Annotated in this window: 15 protein-coding genes; 5 read left to right on the top strand and 10 right to left on the bottom strand. The window is 72.6% G+C overall.

Annotated elements, in window-relative coordinates; all coding sequences use genetic code 11:
• Window positions 1–42 precede the first annotated feature (42 nt).
• From FJ694_RS08295 to FJ694_RS08275, 5 genes are all read left to right on the top strand, one after another.
• Entirely contained in the window at window positions 43–2,769 is a 2,727-nt protein-coding gene (locus tag FJ694_RS08295) for a type VI secretion system Vgr family protein (protein WP_198320764.1), read from the top strand.
• Window positions 2,769–5,303, top strand: coding sequence for a T6SS effector phospholipase Tle3 domain-containing protein (locus FJ694_RS08290; RefSeq protein ID WP_157266003.1), 2,535 nt, complete (start codon window positions 2,769–2,771; stop codon window positions 5,301–5,303). The genes FJ694_RS08295 and FJ694_RS08290 overlap by 1 nt, the downstream gene beginning before the upstream one ends.
• Window positions 5,303–7,060, top strand: a complete 1,758-nt coding sequence (locus FJ694_RS08285) for a type VI lipase adapter Tla3 domain-containing protein (protein ID WP_157266001.1) — start codon at window positions 5,303–5,305, stop codon at window positions 7,058–7,060. Before FJ694_RS08290 ends, FJ694_RS08285 begins: the two co-directional genes overlap by 1 nt.
• 51 nt (window positions 7,061–7,111) lie before the next feature.
• On the top strand, window positions 7,112–7,375 hold the full coding sequence (locus tag FJ694_RS08280) for a PAAR domain-containing protein (protein ID WP_157265999.1): 264 nt from the start codon (window positions 7,112–7,114) through the stop codon (window positions 7,373–7,375).
• Window positions 7,376–7,463: 88 nt separating this feature from the next.
• Window positions 7,464–7,838: a hypothetical protein gene (locus FJ694_RS08275; RefSeq protein ID WP_157265997.1), complete on the top strand. Its 375-nt coding sequence runs from the start codon at window positions 7,464–7,466 to the stop codon at window positions 7,836–7,838.
• Between the two features lie 12 nt (window positions 7,839–7,850).
• On the opposite strand, the gene sctT is transcribed toward FJ694_RS08275, so the two are convergent.
• The 10 genes from sctT to FJ694_RS08225 all read right to left on the bottom strand — a co-directional run bounded on the left by sctT (window position 7,851) and on the right by FJ694_RS08225 (window position 15,788).
• The gene (gene sctT, locus FJ694_RS08270; RefSeq protein ID WP_157265995.1) at window positions 7,851–8,648 is read right to left on the bottom strand and encodes a type III secretion system export apparatus subunit SctT; all 798 of its coding nucleotides are present in this window, start codon (window positions 8,646–8,648) and stop codon (window positions 7,851–7,853) included.
• 24 nt (window positions 8,649–8,672) lie between these two features.
• Window positions 8,673–8,942, bottom strand: coding sequence for a type III secretion system export apparatus subunit SctS (sctS, locus tag FJ694_RS08265; protein WP_157265993.1), 270 nt, complete (start codon window positions 8,940–8,942; stop codon window positions 8,673–8,675).
• 23 nt (window positions 8,943–8,965) lie between these two features.
• Window positions 8,966–9,619 carry a type III secretion system export apparatus subunit SctR gene (gene sctR / locus FJ694_RS08260; RefSeq protein WP_157265991.1) on the bottom strand — a complete coding sequence of 218 codons (654 nt, stop codon included), beginning with the start codon at window positions 9,617–9,619 and terminating at the stop codon, window positions 8,966–8,968.
• Between the two features lie 48 nt (window positions 9,620–9,667).
• Window positions 9,668–10,627 carry a hypothetical protein gene (locus FJ694_RS08255; RefSeq protein WP_157265989.1) on the bottom strand — a complete coding sequence of 320 codons (960 nt, stop codon included), beginning with the start codon at window positions 10,625–10,627 and terminating at the stop codon, window positions 9,668–9,670.
• Window positions 10,628–10,632: 5 nt separating this feature from the next.
• Entirely contained in the window at window positions 10,633–11,322 is a 690-nt protein-coding gene (locus FJ694_RS08250; protein WP_157265987.1) for a response regulator transcription factor, read from the bottom strand.
• 14 nt (window positions 11,323–11,336) lie between these two features.
• Complete coding sequence (locus tag FJ694_RS08245; RefSeq protein WP_157265985.1) at window positions 11,337–12,476, bottom strand: sensor histidine kinase; 1,140 nt, start codon at window positions 12,474–12,476, stop codon at window positions 11,337–11,339.
• Window positions 12,477–12,575: 99 nt separating this feature from the next.
• Complete coding sequence (locus FJ694_RS08240; protein ID WP_157265982.1) at window positions 12,576–13,724, bottom strand: hypothetical protein; 1,149 nt, start codon at window positions 13,722–13,724, stop codon at window positions 12,576–12,578.
• 137 nt (window positions 13,725–13,861) lie between these two features.
• On the bottom strand, window positions 13,862–14,479 hold the full coding sequence (locus FJ694_RS08235; RefSeq protein WP_157265979.1) for a DUF6683 family protein: 618 nt from the start codon (window positions 14,477–14,479) through the stop codon (window positions 13,862–13,864).
• Window positions 14,476–15,174 carry a GNAT family N-acetyltransferase gene (locus FJ694_RS08230; RefSeq protein WP_157265976.1) on the bottom strand — a complete coding sequence of 233 codons (699 nt, stop codon included), beginning with the start codon at window positions 15,172–15,174 and terminating at the stop codon, window positions 14,476–14,478. Before FJ694_RS08230 ends, FJ694_RS08235 begins: the two co-directional genes overlap by 4 nt.
• Entirely contained in the window at window positions 15,171–15,788 is a 618-nt protein-coding gene (locus FJ694_RS08225) for a hypothetical protein (protein WP_157265973.1), read from the bottom strand. The genes FJ694_RS08230 and FJ694_RS08225 overlap by 4 nt, the downstream gene beginning before the upstream one ends.
• Window positions 15,789–15,856 lie beyond the last annotated feature (68 nt).

The raw sequence follows: 15,856 nt of genomic DNA, 5'->3' as shown, positions 1-15,856 counted from the left end.
TGGGGGCAACGGCGCCGATCGACGACGCCGGAGCCGCCGCCCATGGACCTGCCCGACCTCAGGAAGCTCTTCGACACGCAGACGCTGAACGCCGAGCGGCGCACGCTGCGCCTGGCCTGGAGCGACGCGCTGCAGCCGCAGCTCGGCCGCGTGCTGCTGCCGCAGCGGGCCGTCATTGCCGAGGGCGTGTGCGAGCCCACCGAGGCGCGCATCGACTGCCTGGCGCTGTCGGCGCGGTTGCCCCTCGACGCGCTGCCGGGCGAGCCCTTCGCGCTGCAGATGCGCACCGACGGCGGCGAGCCGCGCAGCTTCCCGCTGGTGCTCACCGAGGCGCGGCTGGGCCCGGGAGATGGCGGCCTCATTGCCGTGCACCTGGTCGGGCGCGACGGGATGTCGGTCATGCAGGAGCGCCGGCGGCTGCGCTGCTTCCACCACCGCGGCGTGCCCGAGGTGGTGGACGAAGTGTTACGCGGCTGGCACGGCGACGGGCTGCGGGCGCATTTCGGCTGGCGCTGGCTGGCGGACGTTCATCCGCAGCGCCACCCGGTGCGCGGCTGCTTCATCCAGCACCCCGACGAGTCCGATGCCGGCTTCGTGCAGCGGCTGCTGCGAGGCGCCGGCATCGGCTGGTTCTGGCGCGCGGAGCCGGTGCCCGGCGGCGAGCACGGGCCGGCACGGCTGCCGCGCCAGGAACTGGTGCTGTTCGACGACGGCGCGCAGCTGCCGCCGGGCCAGCCCGAAGCGTTGCCCTGGCACCGCCGCGACGCGAGCCTGCGCGTGGACAGCATCGACCTGCTGGTGCCGCAGTGGCGCCTGGTGCCCTGCGGCGTGGGCCTGCGCAGCTGGGACCACGAGGCCGGGAAGCTGCAGCAGTGCCACGCCATCGCGGGCGCGGCGCGTGGCGGCCTGCTGGCGCAGGGGCTGGGGCCGGTGCGCGTGGCCGCCCCGCACCTGGGCGACGACCCGGACCACGCCGCGCGCCTGGCGCGGGCACACGACGCGCACCAGCGCCAGCGCGTCCACGTGCTGGCCGGGCGCGGCGGCGTGCGCACGCTCGCCCCCGGCCAGCGGCAGCGCATCGACGGCTATCCGGGCTTTGAAGGGCTGTCCGACGCCGAGCGCTGCTTCACGACCCTGCGTGTCGAGCACGTGGCCTTCAACAACCTGCCCGCCGAGCTGGATGCGCCGGCGCTGGCGCTGCTGGGGGAGGACGGGCTGCCCGCCTGGGCGCATGACGGCGCCAGGACGGCCGGGTCCGGGCCCAAGCCGGCGCAGCGCTACGTCAACCGCTTCGAGGCCGTGCCGGTGGCGTCACCTGTCGTGCCGCCGCCGCTGGCCGAGCACGAGCAGCCGCGGCTGCGCACGCTCACTGGCATCGTCGTGGCGCCCCAGGGCATGAACCTGCACACCGACGAGCTTGGGCGCTCGCGCGTGAAGCTGCTGGGCGGCGAGGAGGGAACCGACACCACCGCCTGGATCCGCCACCGCACGCCCTGGGCCGGCAGCGGCATCGGCCTGAGCACCGTGCTGCGCCCGGGCACCGAGGTGGACGTGGAGTGGCTCGCCCATGACCGCCCCGTGATCGCCGGCTGCCATTTCCACCGCTGGCACGGCGAGCCGCCGCGCGTGGGGCACCAGGCCGGGCTGCCGCACAACGGCGCGCAGACCGCGCTGGTGGGCCGGGAGCTCGGCAGCCGGCGCCAGCAGCACCTGCTGCTCGACGACCACCCGAACCAGCCCATGGCGCAGCTGGCCAGCGACGCGGGCCACAGCGCGTTGAGCCTGGGCGCGCTGACCACGCCGCGGCGCGACGGCGTGGCCCGGCCGCGCGGCGACGGTTTTGAATTGCGCAGCGACGCCGCGGGAGCGATACGCACGGCCAAGGCGCTGCTGCTCTCTGCCTGGGCGCGGCTGGAGGCCGCCGGCAACCAGCTCAGCGCCGAGGAGCACGTGGCGCTGATGCAGGACGCGCTGGAGCTGTTCAGGAGCCTGGGCCGCTACGCCGCCGAGCACCAGGGGCTGGCCGTGGACGAGCAGGGGCAGGCGAAGCTGCACGCCGACGTGAAGGCAGCCGAGGGCGGCTCCAGCGTCGATCCGCGCGGCCAGGGCGGCGCGCCGACGCTGAGCCTCACCGCCCCGGCGGGCATTGCCGCGAGCACGCCCGAAACCATCCTGAGCTGTGCCGGCAGGAACATCGACCAGGTGGCGCAGCAGCACCTGCAGCTGACGGCGGGGCAGCGGCTCAATGCCAACGCGGGCCGGGGCATCGGGCTGTTCGCGCACCAGGGCGGCATCAGCGCCATCGCGCACCACGGCGACGCGCTGCTGCAGGCGCAGCACGCCGACGTGCGGGTGGACGCGGGCCGCGACGTGCTGGCCGGCGCGCAGCGCCGCATGGTCTTCACCGCCGGCGAGGAGCTGCTGTTCGTGCTCACCGACGGCACGGCGCTGCGGCTGTCCAAGGCCGGCATCGAGCTGCTGTCGCAACAGCCGCTGCAGGTGCGCACCCGGGGCACGAACTGGGACGGGCCGGACGGCATCGCCGCGGCGCTGCCGGGCTTCGATGCCGGCAGCACCAGCCTGCGCTTCGTGCTGCGCGTGGGCGGGCCGGACGGGCCCGTGGCGGCGGACCGGCCCTACGAGATCACGCTGAGCGACGGCAGCACGCGGCGCGGCCGCAGCGACGCTCAAGGGCGCACCGAGCTGCTGGAGCACGAGGCGATGCAGGTGGCGGGGATACGGGTCTTGAGCGAAGGGGAGGGGGCGTGATGGGCAACGATTCCAAGGGCATCTATCCGAAAGAGCCTTACGACAAGGGCACGGGCCAGGGCCTGTCCCAGTGCAAGCCAGAGCGCGACCAGCCTGTCTACGTGCGTCCCGAGCTGCCCGGCGCCGTCATCGTGATCCACGGCGTCAACGACGTGGGCACGGCCTATGGCGAGGTGGAAGCCGGTTTGTGCGAAGGGCTGAACCGGCGCCTGGACCAGCGCGGCCTCATCCGGCCAGCGCAGTACCGCACCTTCACGGCGCAGGACCGCGACAAGCTGGAGGAGGACCCCGACGCGGTGTTCTTCAAGCGCCAGCCGACGCCGGACAGCTACAGCCCGGTCATCCCGTTCTACTGGGGATTCAGAGAGAAGGCAGGCAAGACTATCGAAGGCAAGGACTTGCCCCACGGCCAGAACACCGACCGCTGGGGCAACCGGCTGGACAAGGACTACAGCAAGGGCGGCGGGCCCTTCGCCAATGCCACCGGCACGCTGCCCGATATGTGGAACAAGGGCACGGTCAATTCCGCCACCAGCGAGTGGGCCAGCCGGGACCCGCTGCGACCGCTGCTGAGCGCGCCGGGGCGGCTGTACATGGTGCTGGCCGCGCAGCGGCTGGCCGCGCTGGTGTCGATGATCCGCGACTACCACCCCGACGACACCGTGAGCCTGGTGGCGCACAGCCAGGGCTGCATGCTCAGCCTGCTGGCGCAGGCCTTCCTGGCCCAGCGCGGCCTGCGCCCGGCCGACGCGCTGGTGCTCACGCACCCGCCCTACAGCCTGGAAGCCAAGCTCGACCTGCACATCAAGCTCCTGGTCAAGCCTGACAAGGTGGACGCTGCGGACGACCGGATGAGTCCCTCGAAGGACAAGGACGGCAAGCCTTCCGCGGACCAGCCCGACCGCTACGGCTTCCTGGAAGGCCGGCAAACGCTGCACGCGCGGCTGCAGACGCTGGCCAACATCGTGGAGCTGGTGGCCACGCGCCGCGGCGCGGCACCGGCCTTCGAGGCGCTCAAGAGACATCCCGGCGACATCGTTGGCGCGAAGTGGGAGCCCACGGGCGACCGCGACAACCGCGGCAAGGTGTACCTGTACTTCTGCCCCGAGGACATGACGGTGGCGCTCAAGAACGTCAAGGGCATCGGCTGGCAGGGGGTGCCCGAGTACCTGCGCGGCCCGCAGTGCGACGCGGCGCCGCCTTGTCCGACACCGGGCAACGCCAACCCGCGGCTGGGCATGACGGAGGTGCTGCGCCGGCCCTTTGCCGAGCTCACGCGCTGGAATCGAGCAGGCCCGGGCGGCAAGTTCGTCAGCGGCTTCTTCCAGCGCGTGTTCACGCAGCGCCGGCGTCCCGACCCCGACAGCGGCGAGGCCGTGCTGGTGGGCCAGGCGCGGTCGCACGACCACGTGCTGCGCATGGACGGCGAGGACGAGAGCGACCACGCGGCGCGCATGGGCCTGTGGCATCCCGTGAATAAGAGCGCCCGCGAAGGCCTGCCCAAGGCGGACCTGAGGCTCTGGCAGGTGCCGGCCTCCTCCCGGGACACCGACGAATCCATGGCGCGCCGCCGCGTGGGCGTGGTGGTCGTCAACGGCGAGCCGCTGCCGCGGCCGGTAGTGCCCGACTTGAATGCCGGTGCCCTGGCAGCCGACGACCCGCGCACGCCGCGGGACGACCCTGCGGGCACCTGGGAGGGGGTCGATCCGATCGACGCCGCCATTGCCGCGACCAGCAAGTTTGGCGCGCGCGAGGTGTGGCAGCTCATCAACGACCCGCAGCCCGGTTGGACGCGCATGGACGCCGGGATGCCGCTGGCCAGCCCGGCACCCGTGCTGCACAAGGAGGCCGTGGCGCAGGAGTCCGCGCGCCGCTGCCAGGACATCCAGTTCCACCTCAACAAGGGCAAGCCCGGCACGCAATGCACACCTGCCGTGCTGGAGCTCTACCAATGCCTGTCCGGCCGGGAGCGCCGGCCCAACGGCAAGTTGCTGGTCAAGCGGCTGGAGACGCCCGATGAGGTGCGGCTGCACTGGCAGAACGACCGGGCCGAGCGCTCGCGCCACAGCGCCATCTTCGGCAGCCGGCTCAATCACCGCGACGTCACTGCCTTCGACCTGGCCATCGGGCAGGGGCGGGCCGTGTCGGACCCGAAATTCCGGGCGTATTTATGTGCGGTGGCGGATTGGAGACTGATAAAAATTGATGAAGGCAAAAAGGAAAAGGGGCGTCCAGGAATAATGACTTGGAGGGGATTTCTGGAGCAATTTGGCTGTTACTTTGATCAGGAAAACAAGTGGCGTAAGGCGTTGATCGAGGGGAGCAGCGACTACTACAGCACGGGCAACATTCCTGAATGTGTTGCCCTGCTGCCGGAGGAATTGCCGCCAACCGTGGTGTGTGAAACCAGCGCTGGCAGGCGTGTTGAACCAGTTGCCATGCCGAAAGCAGGTGACGCTTGCGACGCGAACCTGTCCGAATGGCGCTTTGAGGATCTGGATGTGGTGCAGCCCCATCGTGAAAGGATGAGGTGATGATCCGGTTGAATGGATTGAAAGCCAAAATACCGAAGGTTGTGTTGGGCCCCGGGCTTCTGTTTATTGTTGTGTGTGCACTGCTTGCGGCTCTGATGGTGAATTTGCCTCACGTTGATCTTGTGTCATTGGAGGAGGAAATGAAAAACTCTATTGGTGTGCGTTGGATTTTTATCATGATGCTGCTGGTTGTGGCGACCGGGGTGGCTTGGATAATATTTGCGGCGTTTGAAGAATCAGGAGAGCCCGTGTCGCTTTCTGTGCGGACTGCACTGCCGCCGCTTACAGAAGCCGAGCGAGTTCAAGCGCAACGCGAGTATGTGTTGGAGGTCATCAGCCTCGGCGTCACGCTGGACAAGTACCGCCAAGGTAAGTTGTGGGATGCGCTGAGCCGAGGAAGTGCCTACGCCACCATCCGCGAGCAAGATCCCAAGAAATATCCTTGGGGTGCACGGGAAAAGGGTGAACAAGAGGGCAAGCGCTCGGATGATGCTCTTGAGAATGGAGCAAAATATACGCCGTCTAATTGGGGGGTGCCTGCTTTCGCGGTGGACTCGGCTGCGGGTTTTTCTCCCGATGATCCTTATCCAGGCTTCATTGGTGTTGCGGCCGCTTCCAAGTGGATTGGCATGAGTTCGGAACTGTTTGTTGCAGCAGGTTCGGAGCAGTCGGATCGGCCTGATAGGCTGATGGAGCGTGTGTTTCGTTTTTTTGACGAACATCCGGATGTACCATACGTCGTGATTTCGGCGGCAGATGGCTTGTATTTCCGGGATCTGTATCGTCCCAAAGGAGTGCTGCCTTTGATTCGGGATGGATATTACGTCCCTGAAATGCCGGACAGCACGGTGGTATTCGTCCTGGCGCGCCGGGAGCGCGTGGACCCGCTGCGGCCTTTCGCATTCGAGGATTTCGACACCATGTCCGGTCCCTTTGATGTGGAGGATTTCAATCGAAAAGGCTTCGCACGTCGCATTTTCCTGGCTCACTTGCGGTTGTCGGAAGACTTGCCCAAGCCCAAGGGCGCCCTTTATCGCACCCCCACCACCGCCGAATGGCTGCAGGAAACCGCCGCCATCGCCAGGCGTCCCGACATGTATCCCAAGGCGCCGTCCGCATTTGAAATGCCCTGGGAGAAGGGCAGATACCCGTCGCGGGATTTCAGGCCCACGCCCTGGTTCCCCATTCCCTGGAACAAGTCGCAGTTGGCCGAGTTCGACCGGCTGCCCACCCTGGGCTTCATCCACCGGCCGGTGTTCGTGAAGACCGTGGACGGTCAGGGCCGGCCGCTGCGGCGCAGCGCCGCGCGCGCCGCCGCGCTGGCCGCGGGCTGGCAGGAGGCGCTGCAGACGCTGCCCGAGGGCGAGCGTGCCGCCGCGCCGGCGCGCGTGGTGGTCTCCACCGCCGGGCGTACCGAGCAGACCATCGCGCTGGGCAGCGTGCTGCAGCAGTGGACGGACGCCGGCGGCCCGGAGCTCGACCGCAACAAGCCCACCGAGTGGATCGACACCGACGCGCGGCTGGGCAACACCGGCGCGGCCAGCTGGTTCATGGGCATGGCCATCGGCGTCATGGGCAGCTACCGCGAGGGCGGTGCCAGCGCCGCCATCAACCTGCGCGACCCGGCCGAGGCCAGCATCGTCTTCATCACGCCGCCGTCCGAGGAAAAGCGCCGCACGCAACAGCATTCGCAGGGCGGCGACGTGTGGCGCAGCATCGTCGGCCCGGCCATCGACCCGGGCAATTACACGCAGTGACGGCGTTGCCGACGGCAACCATCCCTGCGTCCATCCAGGAGAGCCACCACCATGCGCGGCGTCATCCGTCTCAACGATCCCACCAGCCACGGCGGCCGGGTGCTCTCGGCCAGCGACGAGCACCGCGTGCTCGGCCTGGGCGTGGCCCGGGTCGGCGACCGCTGCAGCTGTCCGCGCAAGGGCCACGCCGGCTGCTTCATCGCCGAGGGCGACGCGGCCGTGCGCATCGAGGGCCGGCCCGTGGCCTTCGACGGCCACCGCACTTCCTGCGGCGCCGTGCTGCGCTCCACCGCGCCCCGGCATGGCCGGCCCTGACGCTGCATCCGTTCCACGACCCGCCGGCCCGTGTGCCGGTCCACCCGCGCCGCGACCCGGCGCTCACCACCGCCCAGGAGAAGCCGCCATGTCCGCCGTCCCTTCACCCCACCCGCCCCACCATCCGCTCGCCGAGGGCGAGTCCCTGGACACCGCCTGGGGCGCGCGCCTGACGCGCAGCGACGGGCAGATCCGCGCCGAGCTGCCCGTGGTCACCAGCGTGGGCCTGTGCAACCTGTGCGAGGTGCGCAGCCACGAGGTCGTGCGCGTCGCGGGCATGGCCTCGCACAGCGTGCGCTTCATCGACGGCGGCCAGCTGCGCTTCGCCTACAACGACCGCGGCGAGCTCGTCGAGCTGGTGTGCCTGGGCGTAGGCGTGGCGCTGGGCAAGGACGGCCGCGTCATGGCCGCCATGGCCGGCTCGCCCACGCTGCTGGAGTACGCCGACGCCCGCCGCGTCTGAGGCCGTCCGGCCTCAGCCCGCCAGCAGCCGCCCCACCAGCTGCAGCACCTGCGTGCCGCGGCGCAGCAGCTCGTCCTGCAGCAGCTGCACCAGCGTCACCAGCTGCGCCAGCACGATCAGCGTCGCCGCCACCGCCTTGATCGAGCTGGCCAGGGAGAACACGTTGAGCTGCTGCGCGAAGCGGTTCATCAGCCCCAGCACGCCCTCGACCACGTGCAGCAGCAGCAGCGCCGGCGCGGCCACCAGCAGCGCCAGCAGCATGATGCGGCCCAGCTCGCCCTCGAACACCAGCATCCCGCCCGGGGCCAGGCCGGCCAGCGGCTGGCGCACCGGCCAGCGATTGAAACTCTCGACCAGGGCGCCCACCAGCAGCATGAAGCCGCCGGCGGACATGAACACCCAGCCCGCCAGCCGGCCGAACAGCGCGCCGTTGAGCGTGGTCTGGTGGCCCGAGAGCGGGTCGTTGACCTGGGCCTGCGTGGTGCCGATCTTGTTGTCGATGAGCTGCCCCGCCGCCTCGAAGGCCCACAGCACCCCGGCGAACAGGAAGCCGATCGCCGCGCCCAGGAACGCCTCCTTGAAGAACAGCGCCGCCCATTGCGCGCCGGAGAGCTGCAGCGGCGCCGCCGAGGGCTGCAGCGCCAGCGCCAGCAGCGCCACCGACACGAACAGCGCGTTGCGCACCGTCGCGGGCACCACCTCCTGCGTGAAGACCGGCACCAGCAGGAAGGCCACCGCCACGCGCGTGACCGACAGGCCCAGCAGCAGCGCGGTGTCCGACAGCGTGCCGAAGAGCGCCAGCGCCTCCATGGCGAAAGCGTCCCGGGCGCCGCTTCAGCGCACCAGGCCGGCGAAGTCGCTGAAGACGCGGTCGCCGAACTGGTAGAGGCCGCCGCCCAGCATCGAGGCGGTCAGGAAGATCGTGACCACGATCGCGAAGAACTTCAGCACGTACTGCAGCGTCTGCTCCTGCAGCTGCGTGGCGGCCTGCACGAAGGCTACCAGCAGCCCCACCAGCGCCGCCACGATGATCGGCGGCGCCGACAGCAGCAGCACGAACCACAGCGCCTGCTGCGTCAGTTGCACGATCTCGCCCTGGTGCATGGTTGCGTCCTCAATGGGGTGGGTCAGAGGTAGGTCAGGATCAGCCCGTGGGTGAGCTTGACCCAGCCGTCGATGAGCACGAACAGCAGCAGCTTGAACGGCATCGACACGGTGGTGGGCGAGAGCATCTGCATGCCCATGGCCATGAGCACGTTCGAGATCACCAGGTCGATGACCAGGAACGGCAGGAAGATCAGGAAGCCGATCTCGAAGGCCACCGCCAGCTCGCTGACCGTGAAGGCCGGCACCACCACCAGGAAGTCGCGGTCCGTGAGCCTGGCGGCCTGTCCCGGGGGCAATGCGCGCTGCGCGGTTTTCAGGAAGAACTCGCGCTCCACCGGGCGGGCATGCTTGACCAGGAACTCGCGCAGCGGCTCCTTGGCCGCATCGGCCGCCTTGAGCATCGAGCCGGTGCTGGCGCCGATGTTGTCCAGGCCCTGCAGCCGCTCGCCCATCTGCACGCCCACCGGCGCCATGACGTACAGGCTCAGCACCAGCGCCAGGCCGTTGAGCACGACGTTGGGCGGCACCTGCTGCAGCCCCAGCGCGTTGCGCAGCAGGCTCAGCACCACCACCAGCTTGGTGAAGGAGGTGACCATGACCGCCACGAACGGCGCCAGCGCGAGCAGGACGACCGTGAGCAGCGCCGAGGAAGGGGAGAAGGAGGTGAGGTCCATCGCGCGGTGGGTTGCGCGGGGGAGCGCGGGGGTTCAAGCGCCGCGGCGTCAATACACCGGCAGCGTCGCGTCCTCCGCCTCGCCCAGCGCCTCGATGGCCAGCGCCCAGCCGCCGCCCCAGGGCATGAGCCGGCCGCGCGCCGCGCACAGCGCCGGCTGCCCCGGCTCGCGCAGCCACAGCGCCGCGCCCGGCCCGGCCTGCGCCAGCACCGCGCCGCCCTGCCAGCCCGCCAGCAGCGGCGTGCCCATGCCGTGCGGCAGGTCCAGCAGCACTTCGCACGCAGGCCCGGGGCCGCACGCGCCGGCCGCGTCCGCCACGTCCAGGCCCTCGGCTGCGGCCGGCGCGCCCTCGGCGCCCGCCGGCAGCCGTGGCGCCAGCGGCTGCTCCAGCGCCACCGGCAAGCCGGCGCCGCCGCGCTCGCCTGCCGCACGCAGCCGGCCGCGCCAGGGCGTGGCGGCGTCGAAGCTCTCGGGCAGCAGCAGCGCGCCGCCGGGCTCCAGCAGCGCCAGGTCCTCGGCCGCCAGCCGCGGGCAGGAGAGCACCAGCTGCGCCGGCAGCAGCGGCCAGCGCAGCACGGCGGCCAGCGCCGGCCCCGGCGCGGGCAGCGTGCGCAGCAGCGCCCAGGGCAGCTCGATGCTGCCGCGCGCGGCCACCGGCTCGCCCGCGGCGGTGGCGGCATCGAGCTGCCAGGCGGCGCGCACCTGGCTGCCGCGCTCGGCCGGCGCCATCGGGATCTCGGTCCAGCGCCAGTCCAGCGCCCGGCCGATCCAGTCCTCCAGCGCCTGCAGCTGCGGCTCGCAGCGCTGCAGCGCGATGGCCGCGTCCAGCGCGTGCGCCAGCGCCGGCGCCTCCACGCGCAGGCGCAGCGGCCCGGCCGGCAGCACGCACTCGAACACCGGGCCGCGCGGCGCGGCGGCGGCGGCGGCGGCCGAAGCCGAGGGGGCAGACCGGGGCGAAAGGGCAGGCTGCGCGGCGGCAGCGCGCGGGGCGTCGAGCACGGCGTCCATGCCCGTCACGCCCGCTGGCTGACCATCATGCGCGTGAGCTGCGCCACGGAGCGCGCCTGCATCTTGGCCATGCCCCGCGCGCGGTACAGCTCCACCGTCTTCACCGACAGCCCGATGCGGTCGGCGATGTTCTTGTTGTAGGTGCCCTGGATCACGTGGCCCAGCACCTCGCGCTCGCGCGGCGTGAGCGTGCGCTCGCGCGCCACGAAGCGCGCGTGCGCCTGCGCGTCCTCGCCGTCCGGCCCTGCGGCGGACGGCGCCGGGCCCGCCGCCGCGGCGGCCCCGTGCGGCACGGCGCCGCCGGGCGCCTCCTCGTGCGCCTGCGCGCGCCAGGTGAACGCGCTGTGCAGCGCCGCCTCCAGCGTGTCGTCGTCGAAGGGCTTCTCCAGCAGCGTGACCGCGCCCTTGCGCATGGCCTGCACGGCCAGCGGCACGTCGGCATGGCCGCTCATGTAGATCACGGGCAGCGGCGCGCCGCCTTCGAGCAGCGCGTCGTGCACGTCCAGGCCCGAGAGGCCGGGCATGCGCACGTCCAGCAGCAGGCAGGCCTCCTCGGCCGGGTCGCGCCGCGACAGCGCCTCCAGCGCCTCGTGCGGGTCACCCCAGGCGCGCAGCCGGTAGCCGCTGCCGCCCAGCCAGAAGGCCATGGCGTCGCGGAACTCGGGGTTGTCGTCGAGGATGTAGATGGTGCGCATGGCGGGGGTTCTCCTCAGCGGGAAGGCGCATCGGCCTGGGCCGCGCGCGGCAGCCCGACGTGGAAGGTGGTGCCGCGCTCGGGGTTACGGCTGAACCACAGCCGGCCCTGGTGCAGCTCGATGAAGGATCGGCAGATCGACAGCCCGATGCCCATGCCCGACGGCTTCGTCGAGGCGAACGGCACGAACAGCCGCGCCTGGGCCTCGTCGTCGAGGCCGCAACCGTTGTCGCTGACCTGCAGCTCCAGCTCGCCGTGGTGGCGCAGCAGCCGCAGCGCCAGGCGCGGCTGCGGCGGCGGGTCGGTGCGCAGCGCGTCCAGCGCGTTGCGCATGAGGTTGACCACCACCTGCTGCAGCATCACCTCGTCGCCGCACACCGGCGCCTCGCCGTCGGGCAGCGCCAGCTCCAGCCGGGCGTTGCTGCGCTGCAGGTCCCAGTCCAGCAGCGCGGCGCTGGCGCGCAGCAGCCGGTTCAGGTCCAGCCGCGCACGCCGCGGCTGGTGCGAGTGCGTGAACTCGCGGATGCGCGCCACGATGCGCGCGGCAAACATGGCCTGGTCGATGGCGCGGTCCAGCGCCTGCGCCTCGGCCTCCTGGAGCCGGCCGCTGGCGCGCCGCGCCAGGCGCGAGCGCAGCCCGCGCAGCAGGTTGGCGCAGGCGCCGATGGGCTGGTTGATCTCGTGCGCCAGCGTCGTGGCCATCTCGCCCACCGACAGCACGCGCGAGGTGAACAGCAGCTGCTCGCGGGCGTCGAGCTGGCGCTGCAGCGCGCGACCCTGTTCGCGCCGGTCGGCCAGGCGCAGCAGCCGCAAGCCGCCTTCGACGGGCGCGGACAGCTCGGCCTGCCACTCCTGCGCGTCGCCCAGCACCAGGCGCTGCGCCGCTGCCGCCGCGGCGGGGGTGGCGGCGGGCTGCGCACGCAGCGCCGCGGCCAGTCCCGGCAGGGCGTGCTCCAGATCCACCAGCGGCGTTCCCTCGCCCAGCGCGGGCAGCAGCCGCAGCCAGCCCGGGCTGGCCCAGGCGACACGGCGCCGGCCCGCGTCGAGCGCGGCCACGGCGTCGCCCAGGGCGGCGAAGGCGGCCGCGGCGCGAGCAGCGCCAGCGGTACCGGCGGGCGCGGCGGCAGCTTCAAGGGCATCAGGCACGGCATTCATGCGGGCTCCTCGGTGCGGGGTGTCCGGCCGCTGGGTTGCGGCAGCAGCGCCGGGCGGTTCTGTGCGTGTGGCGCGCGCCCCCGCGGCCGCGGGAATAAGTCACGCCGGCGCCGGCGCCGGCGCGGGGCCGGCCAGCGGCAGCGGGCACACCACCAGCAGCACGCTCCACTGCATGCCCAGCGCGTTCCAGAAGCTGCGCGCGGCGGCGATGCGCAGCGTCACGGCGCAGGGCGCGCGGCGCTCGGCCAGCACCGGGCCGAGCTGCACGGCGCAGTCCCCGGCCTGCGCCGCGTCGGCGGCGACGAGGCGGCGGCCGTGGCGCGGGTGGTGCTCCTTGACCAGCCGCGCGTGGCACCAGCGCGCCGCGCGTGGCGGCTCGCGCGGCGGCTCGCGCCATTGCAGCCCGGCTTCGAAGCAGGGTCCGGCCAGCCGGGCCGCCGCGCCGTTCGCGGCCGGACCCGGCGCCAGGACGAACGCCCAGGCCGCGCCCTGCGGCGCCGGCGCCTGCGGGCAGGCCACGACCACGCAGCGCCCGCGCCGCCACTGCTCGGCCGCCGCGCGCAGCGCCGGCGGCGGGTTGGCCCCGCGCAGCGCGGCGTGCAGCGCGCGCAGCAGCGCGTCCAGCCGCGAGTCGGCGGCATCCACGGCATCGAAGACCAGCTCCGTGCTGGCGCGGCCGTCCTGCGCGCCTGGACCGTCGTCCGGCGTTGGCGCGTCCGTCCCGGGCCCGGATTCCTGGCGCTGCCGGCGCGGGTCCGGCTCGCGTTCCTTGTCCGCTTCTCCGGGCCGCAACCGCGGCGCTTCGGGCAGGGGTGGCGGCAGCGTCCAGCCCATGCCCGGATCGACCTGCAGCCCCACCATCAGCGCTGGCGCCAGCAGGGCTTCAGGCAGCGCGAACTCGCCGGGGACGCTGTCCGCGGTGGCGGGCGCGCTGGCCTCCAGGCGCTGCTGCGGCGTCGGCGCGTCGCCCGGGGCGGGCGGCGGTCGCATGAAACCCTGCTGCACCGCCGTCTCGGCCGCCGGATGCGCCGCGGCCGGCAGCGCGCCGGACGGGTCTTGCGGGCTGGCCGCGGGGGCTGGGCCGAGCAGTCGCTCGGCCAGGCTTTCGCGCAGCAGCAGCCGGGAGGTGCCGTCGGGCGGGCGGGCCGCCGCGCCGGCTGCCGTCCCGGCTTCGCCGCTGCCCCCGGCAGCCGACAGTGCCTCGACGGCGTCCAGCGCCGAGACGGTGCTCAGAGGCAGGGTGTCCATGTCAAGTCATGCCGGGGTCAGGTCTTGCCTTTTGCCTGGTGCAACTACCTATGTGCTTGTGGTGAAGCAAGGTCGGTTCGGACGCATTGAGGGGGCAAAAGGCAAGACCTGACCCCATCTTTTGCATCTTTTGGCCATCAACCCGCGCCCCCCACCGCCACCAGCCCGCCCGGGCCCAGCGTCAGCCGCTGCGGCTCCAGCCCCAGCAGCTCCAGCAGGTAGCCGCGCGCGGCCTGGCGCACGTTGGCCATGGCGGCCGGGCCCTGGCGCAGCGCCACGGTCCAGGTCTCACCGATCAGAACCGCCAGCAGCGCGAACTTCTCGAAGGTGTCCTGCTGCTCGCGCAGCGCCAGCGCCGCCAGGCCCGGGCGCAGCACGCCGGCGAGCTGCGCCTTCAGCGCGTCGAACACCGCCGGCGTCGCGTCCACGCCCTGCAGCGCGCGCAGGTTCGCCACCACGAAATGCGCCGCCGCCTCGGCCACGTCGTCGTCCCGGCGCGATCCCGTGCCGGCACTGGCGCCCACGCTGCGGCGGTAGTGCGCCAGGCAGCGCACGTACAGCGCGCGCCGCTCCTCGCGCGCCGCCGGGCTGCCGGGCAGGGCGTCGGCCAGCAGGCCCGGCGCGCGCGGCACCCGCGCCGCGGGCAGCGTCAGCGGGGCGGCGTCGGCCACGGCGTGTGCATCGGCGAGCGCGTGCCGCATCCGCTGCGGCAGGGTGCGGGCCGGGCCGGCGGCGGCGAGCTGGGGCATGTTCATGCGGAGGTCTCCTCGGTCGGGTTCGGGATCGGGGTGGCGGCTGGAGTGGTGCCGGGACGCGGCGGGCGCAGCGCCGCGCGCAGCCGCTGCCGCCGCGGCAGGGCGCACGCGGCGCGCCAGGCCGGCGCGCCCAGGCGGAAGTGCAGGGCCACGCCGTCGCCGTAGGGCCGAGGGCCCAGCTCGCTGAAGCCCAGCGCCAGCAGCACGGCGCGCGCGCTGCGGTTCACGGGATGGCAGGTGGCCCAGACGCGGCCGAGTCCCAGGCGCGTGAAGGCGTGCTCCAGCAGCAGCGCCGTGCCGTCGAAGACCACGCCCCGGCCCCAGGTCGCGGGCAGCAGCCGGCTGCCCAGCTCCACCGCGCCGGGCTTGTCCGGCATGGGCATCAGGCTGAACCAGCCGGCGAACGCGTCGCTGCCACCACTGTCCGGCGTGGGTTGGGAAACGTCGGCGCGCCAGATGCCCAGCCCCTCGTGCTGGCGGTACAGCACCGCCATGCGCGCCAGGAAGAAGCGCAGCACCGCCGGGTCGTCCAGCGGGTAGTCGTCGGTGAGTTGCGCGCGCACCCGCGGCTCGCGGTGCATGCGCAGCAGGTCGGCCGCGTCGGCCGGGCCCAGCTCGCGCAGCCTGAGCTGCGGCGTGCGGCCCCAGTCGGCAACGGGCGCCGGGGCGGTGTCCACGATTCGTCGGGCATTCACGGCAGGTCTTCGGCGTCGGTGGAGGCGGTGTCGGGCGGGTGCAGCGTCAGCGCTTCGTGGCTCACGCCCCGGGCGCGCAGCCGCTCTTCGAGCCGCCCTAGGTTGCGGCGCAGCTCCTGCGGGTTCAAACCGTGCGCGCCGATGGACAGCGTCCACTGCGCGCCCACGGCCGGCGCCACGGCCTGCAGCGTCAGCGCCGCGCCCTGGAGGGGCTTGAGCGACACCTCGAAGGCGCGCGCCGCGTCGGTGGCGGCGGGTGCGGGCGCGGCCGACTGCGCCAGTTGCGCGCGCAGCGTCGCGGACGGGGCTTCCACCAGGCCGCGCGCGGACGGCGCCGCCTCGATGGGGACGGGCGGCTGCACGGTGGGCAGTCCCAGGGCGAAGGGATGCGGGGCGGGCGTCGGCGGCGGCAGGCCGGCGTCGGCGGGCGGCTGCCCGGTGTCTTCGTCGCCGAACGCGTGACCGCTGCCGCCGCGCTCGCCCAGCTGCGCGCGCTGGCGCAGGGCACGCTCGAAGTCGGCGGTATGCCTTTCGTCGGCGCAGGACCGTCCGGGCTCACCCCGGCGCGTGGCACCTGCAACCTGGCTGCTGGCAGCCGAGGTCGAAGAAATCATGGACAGCTCCCGGGTACAGGGTTCGACGACGCGTCGTTGCCGCTGGGTTGCCGCAAGGCGCTCCCGGG

This window comes from Azohydromonas aeria (assembly GCF_009760915.1).
In the GTDB taxonomy this organism is placed as follows: domain Bacteria; phylum Pseudomonadota; class Gammaproteobacteria; order Burkholderiales; family Burkholderiaceae_C; genus Azohydromonas; species Azohydromonas aeria.
The sequence above is the reverse complement of the archived record's forward strand: the minus strand, read 5'-3'. Positions and strand labels throughout refer to the sequence as shown.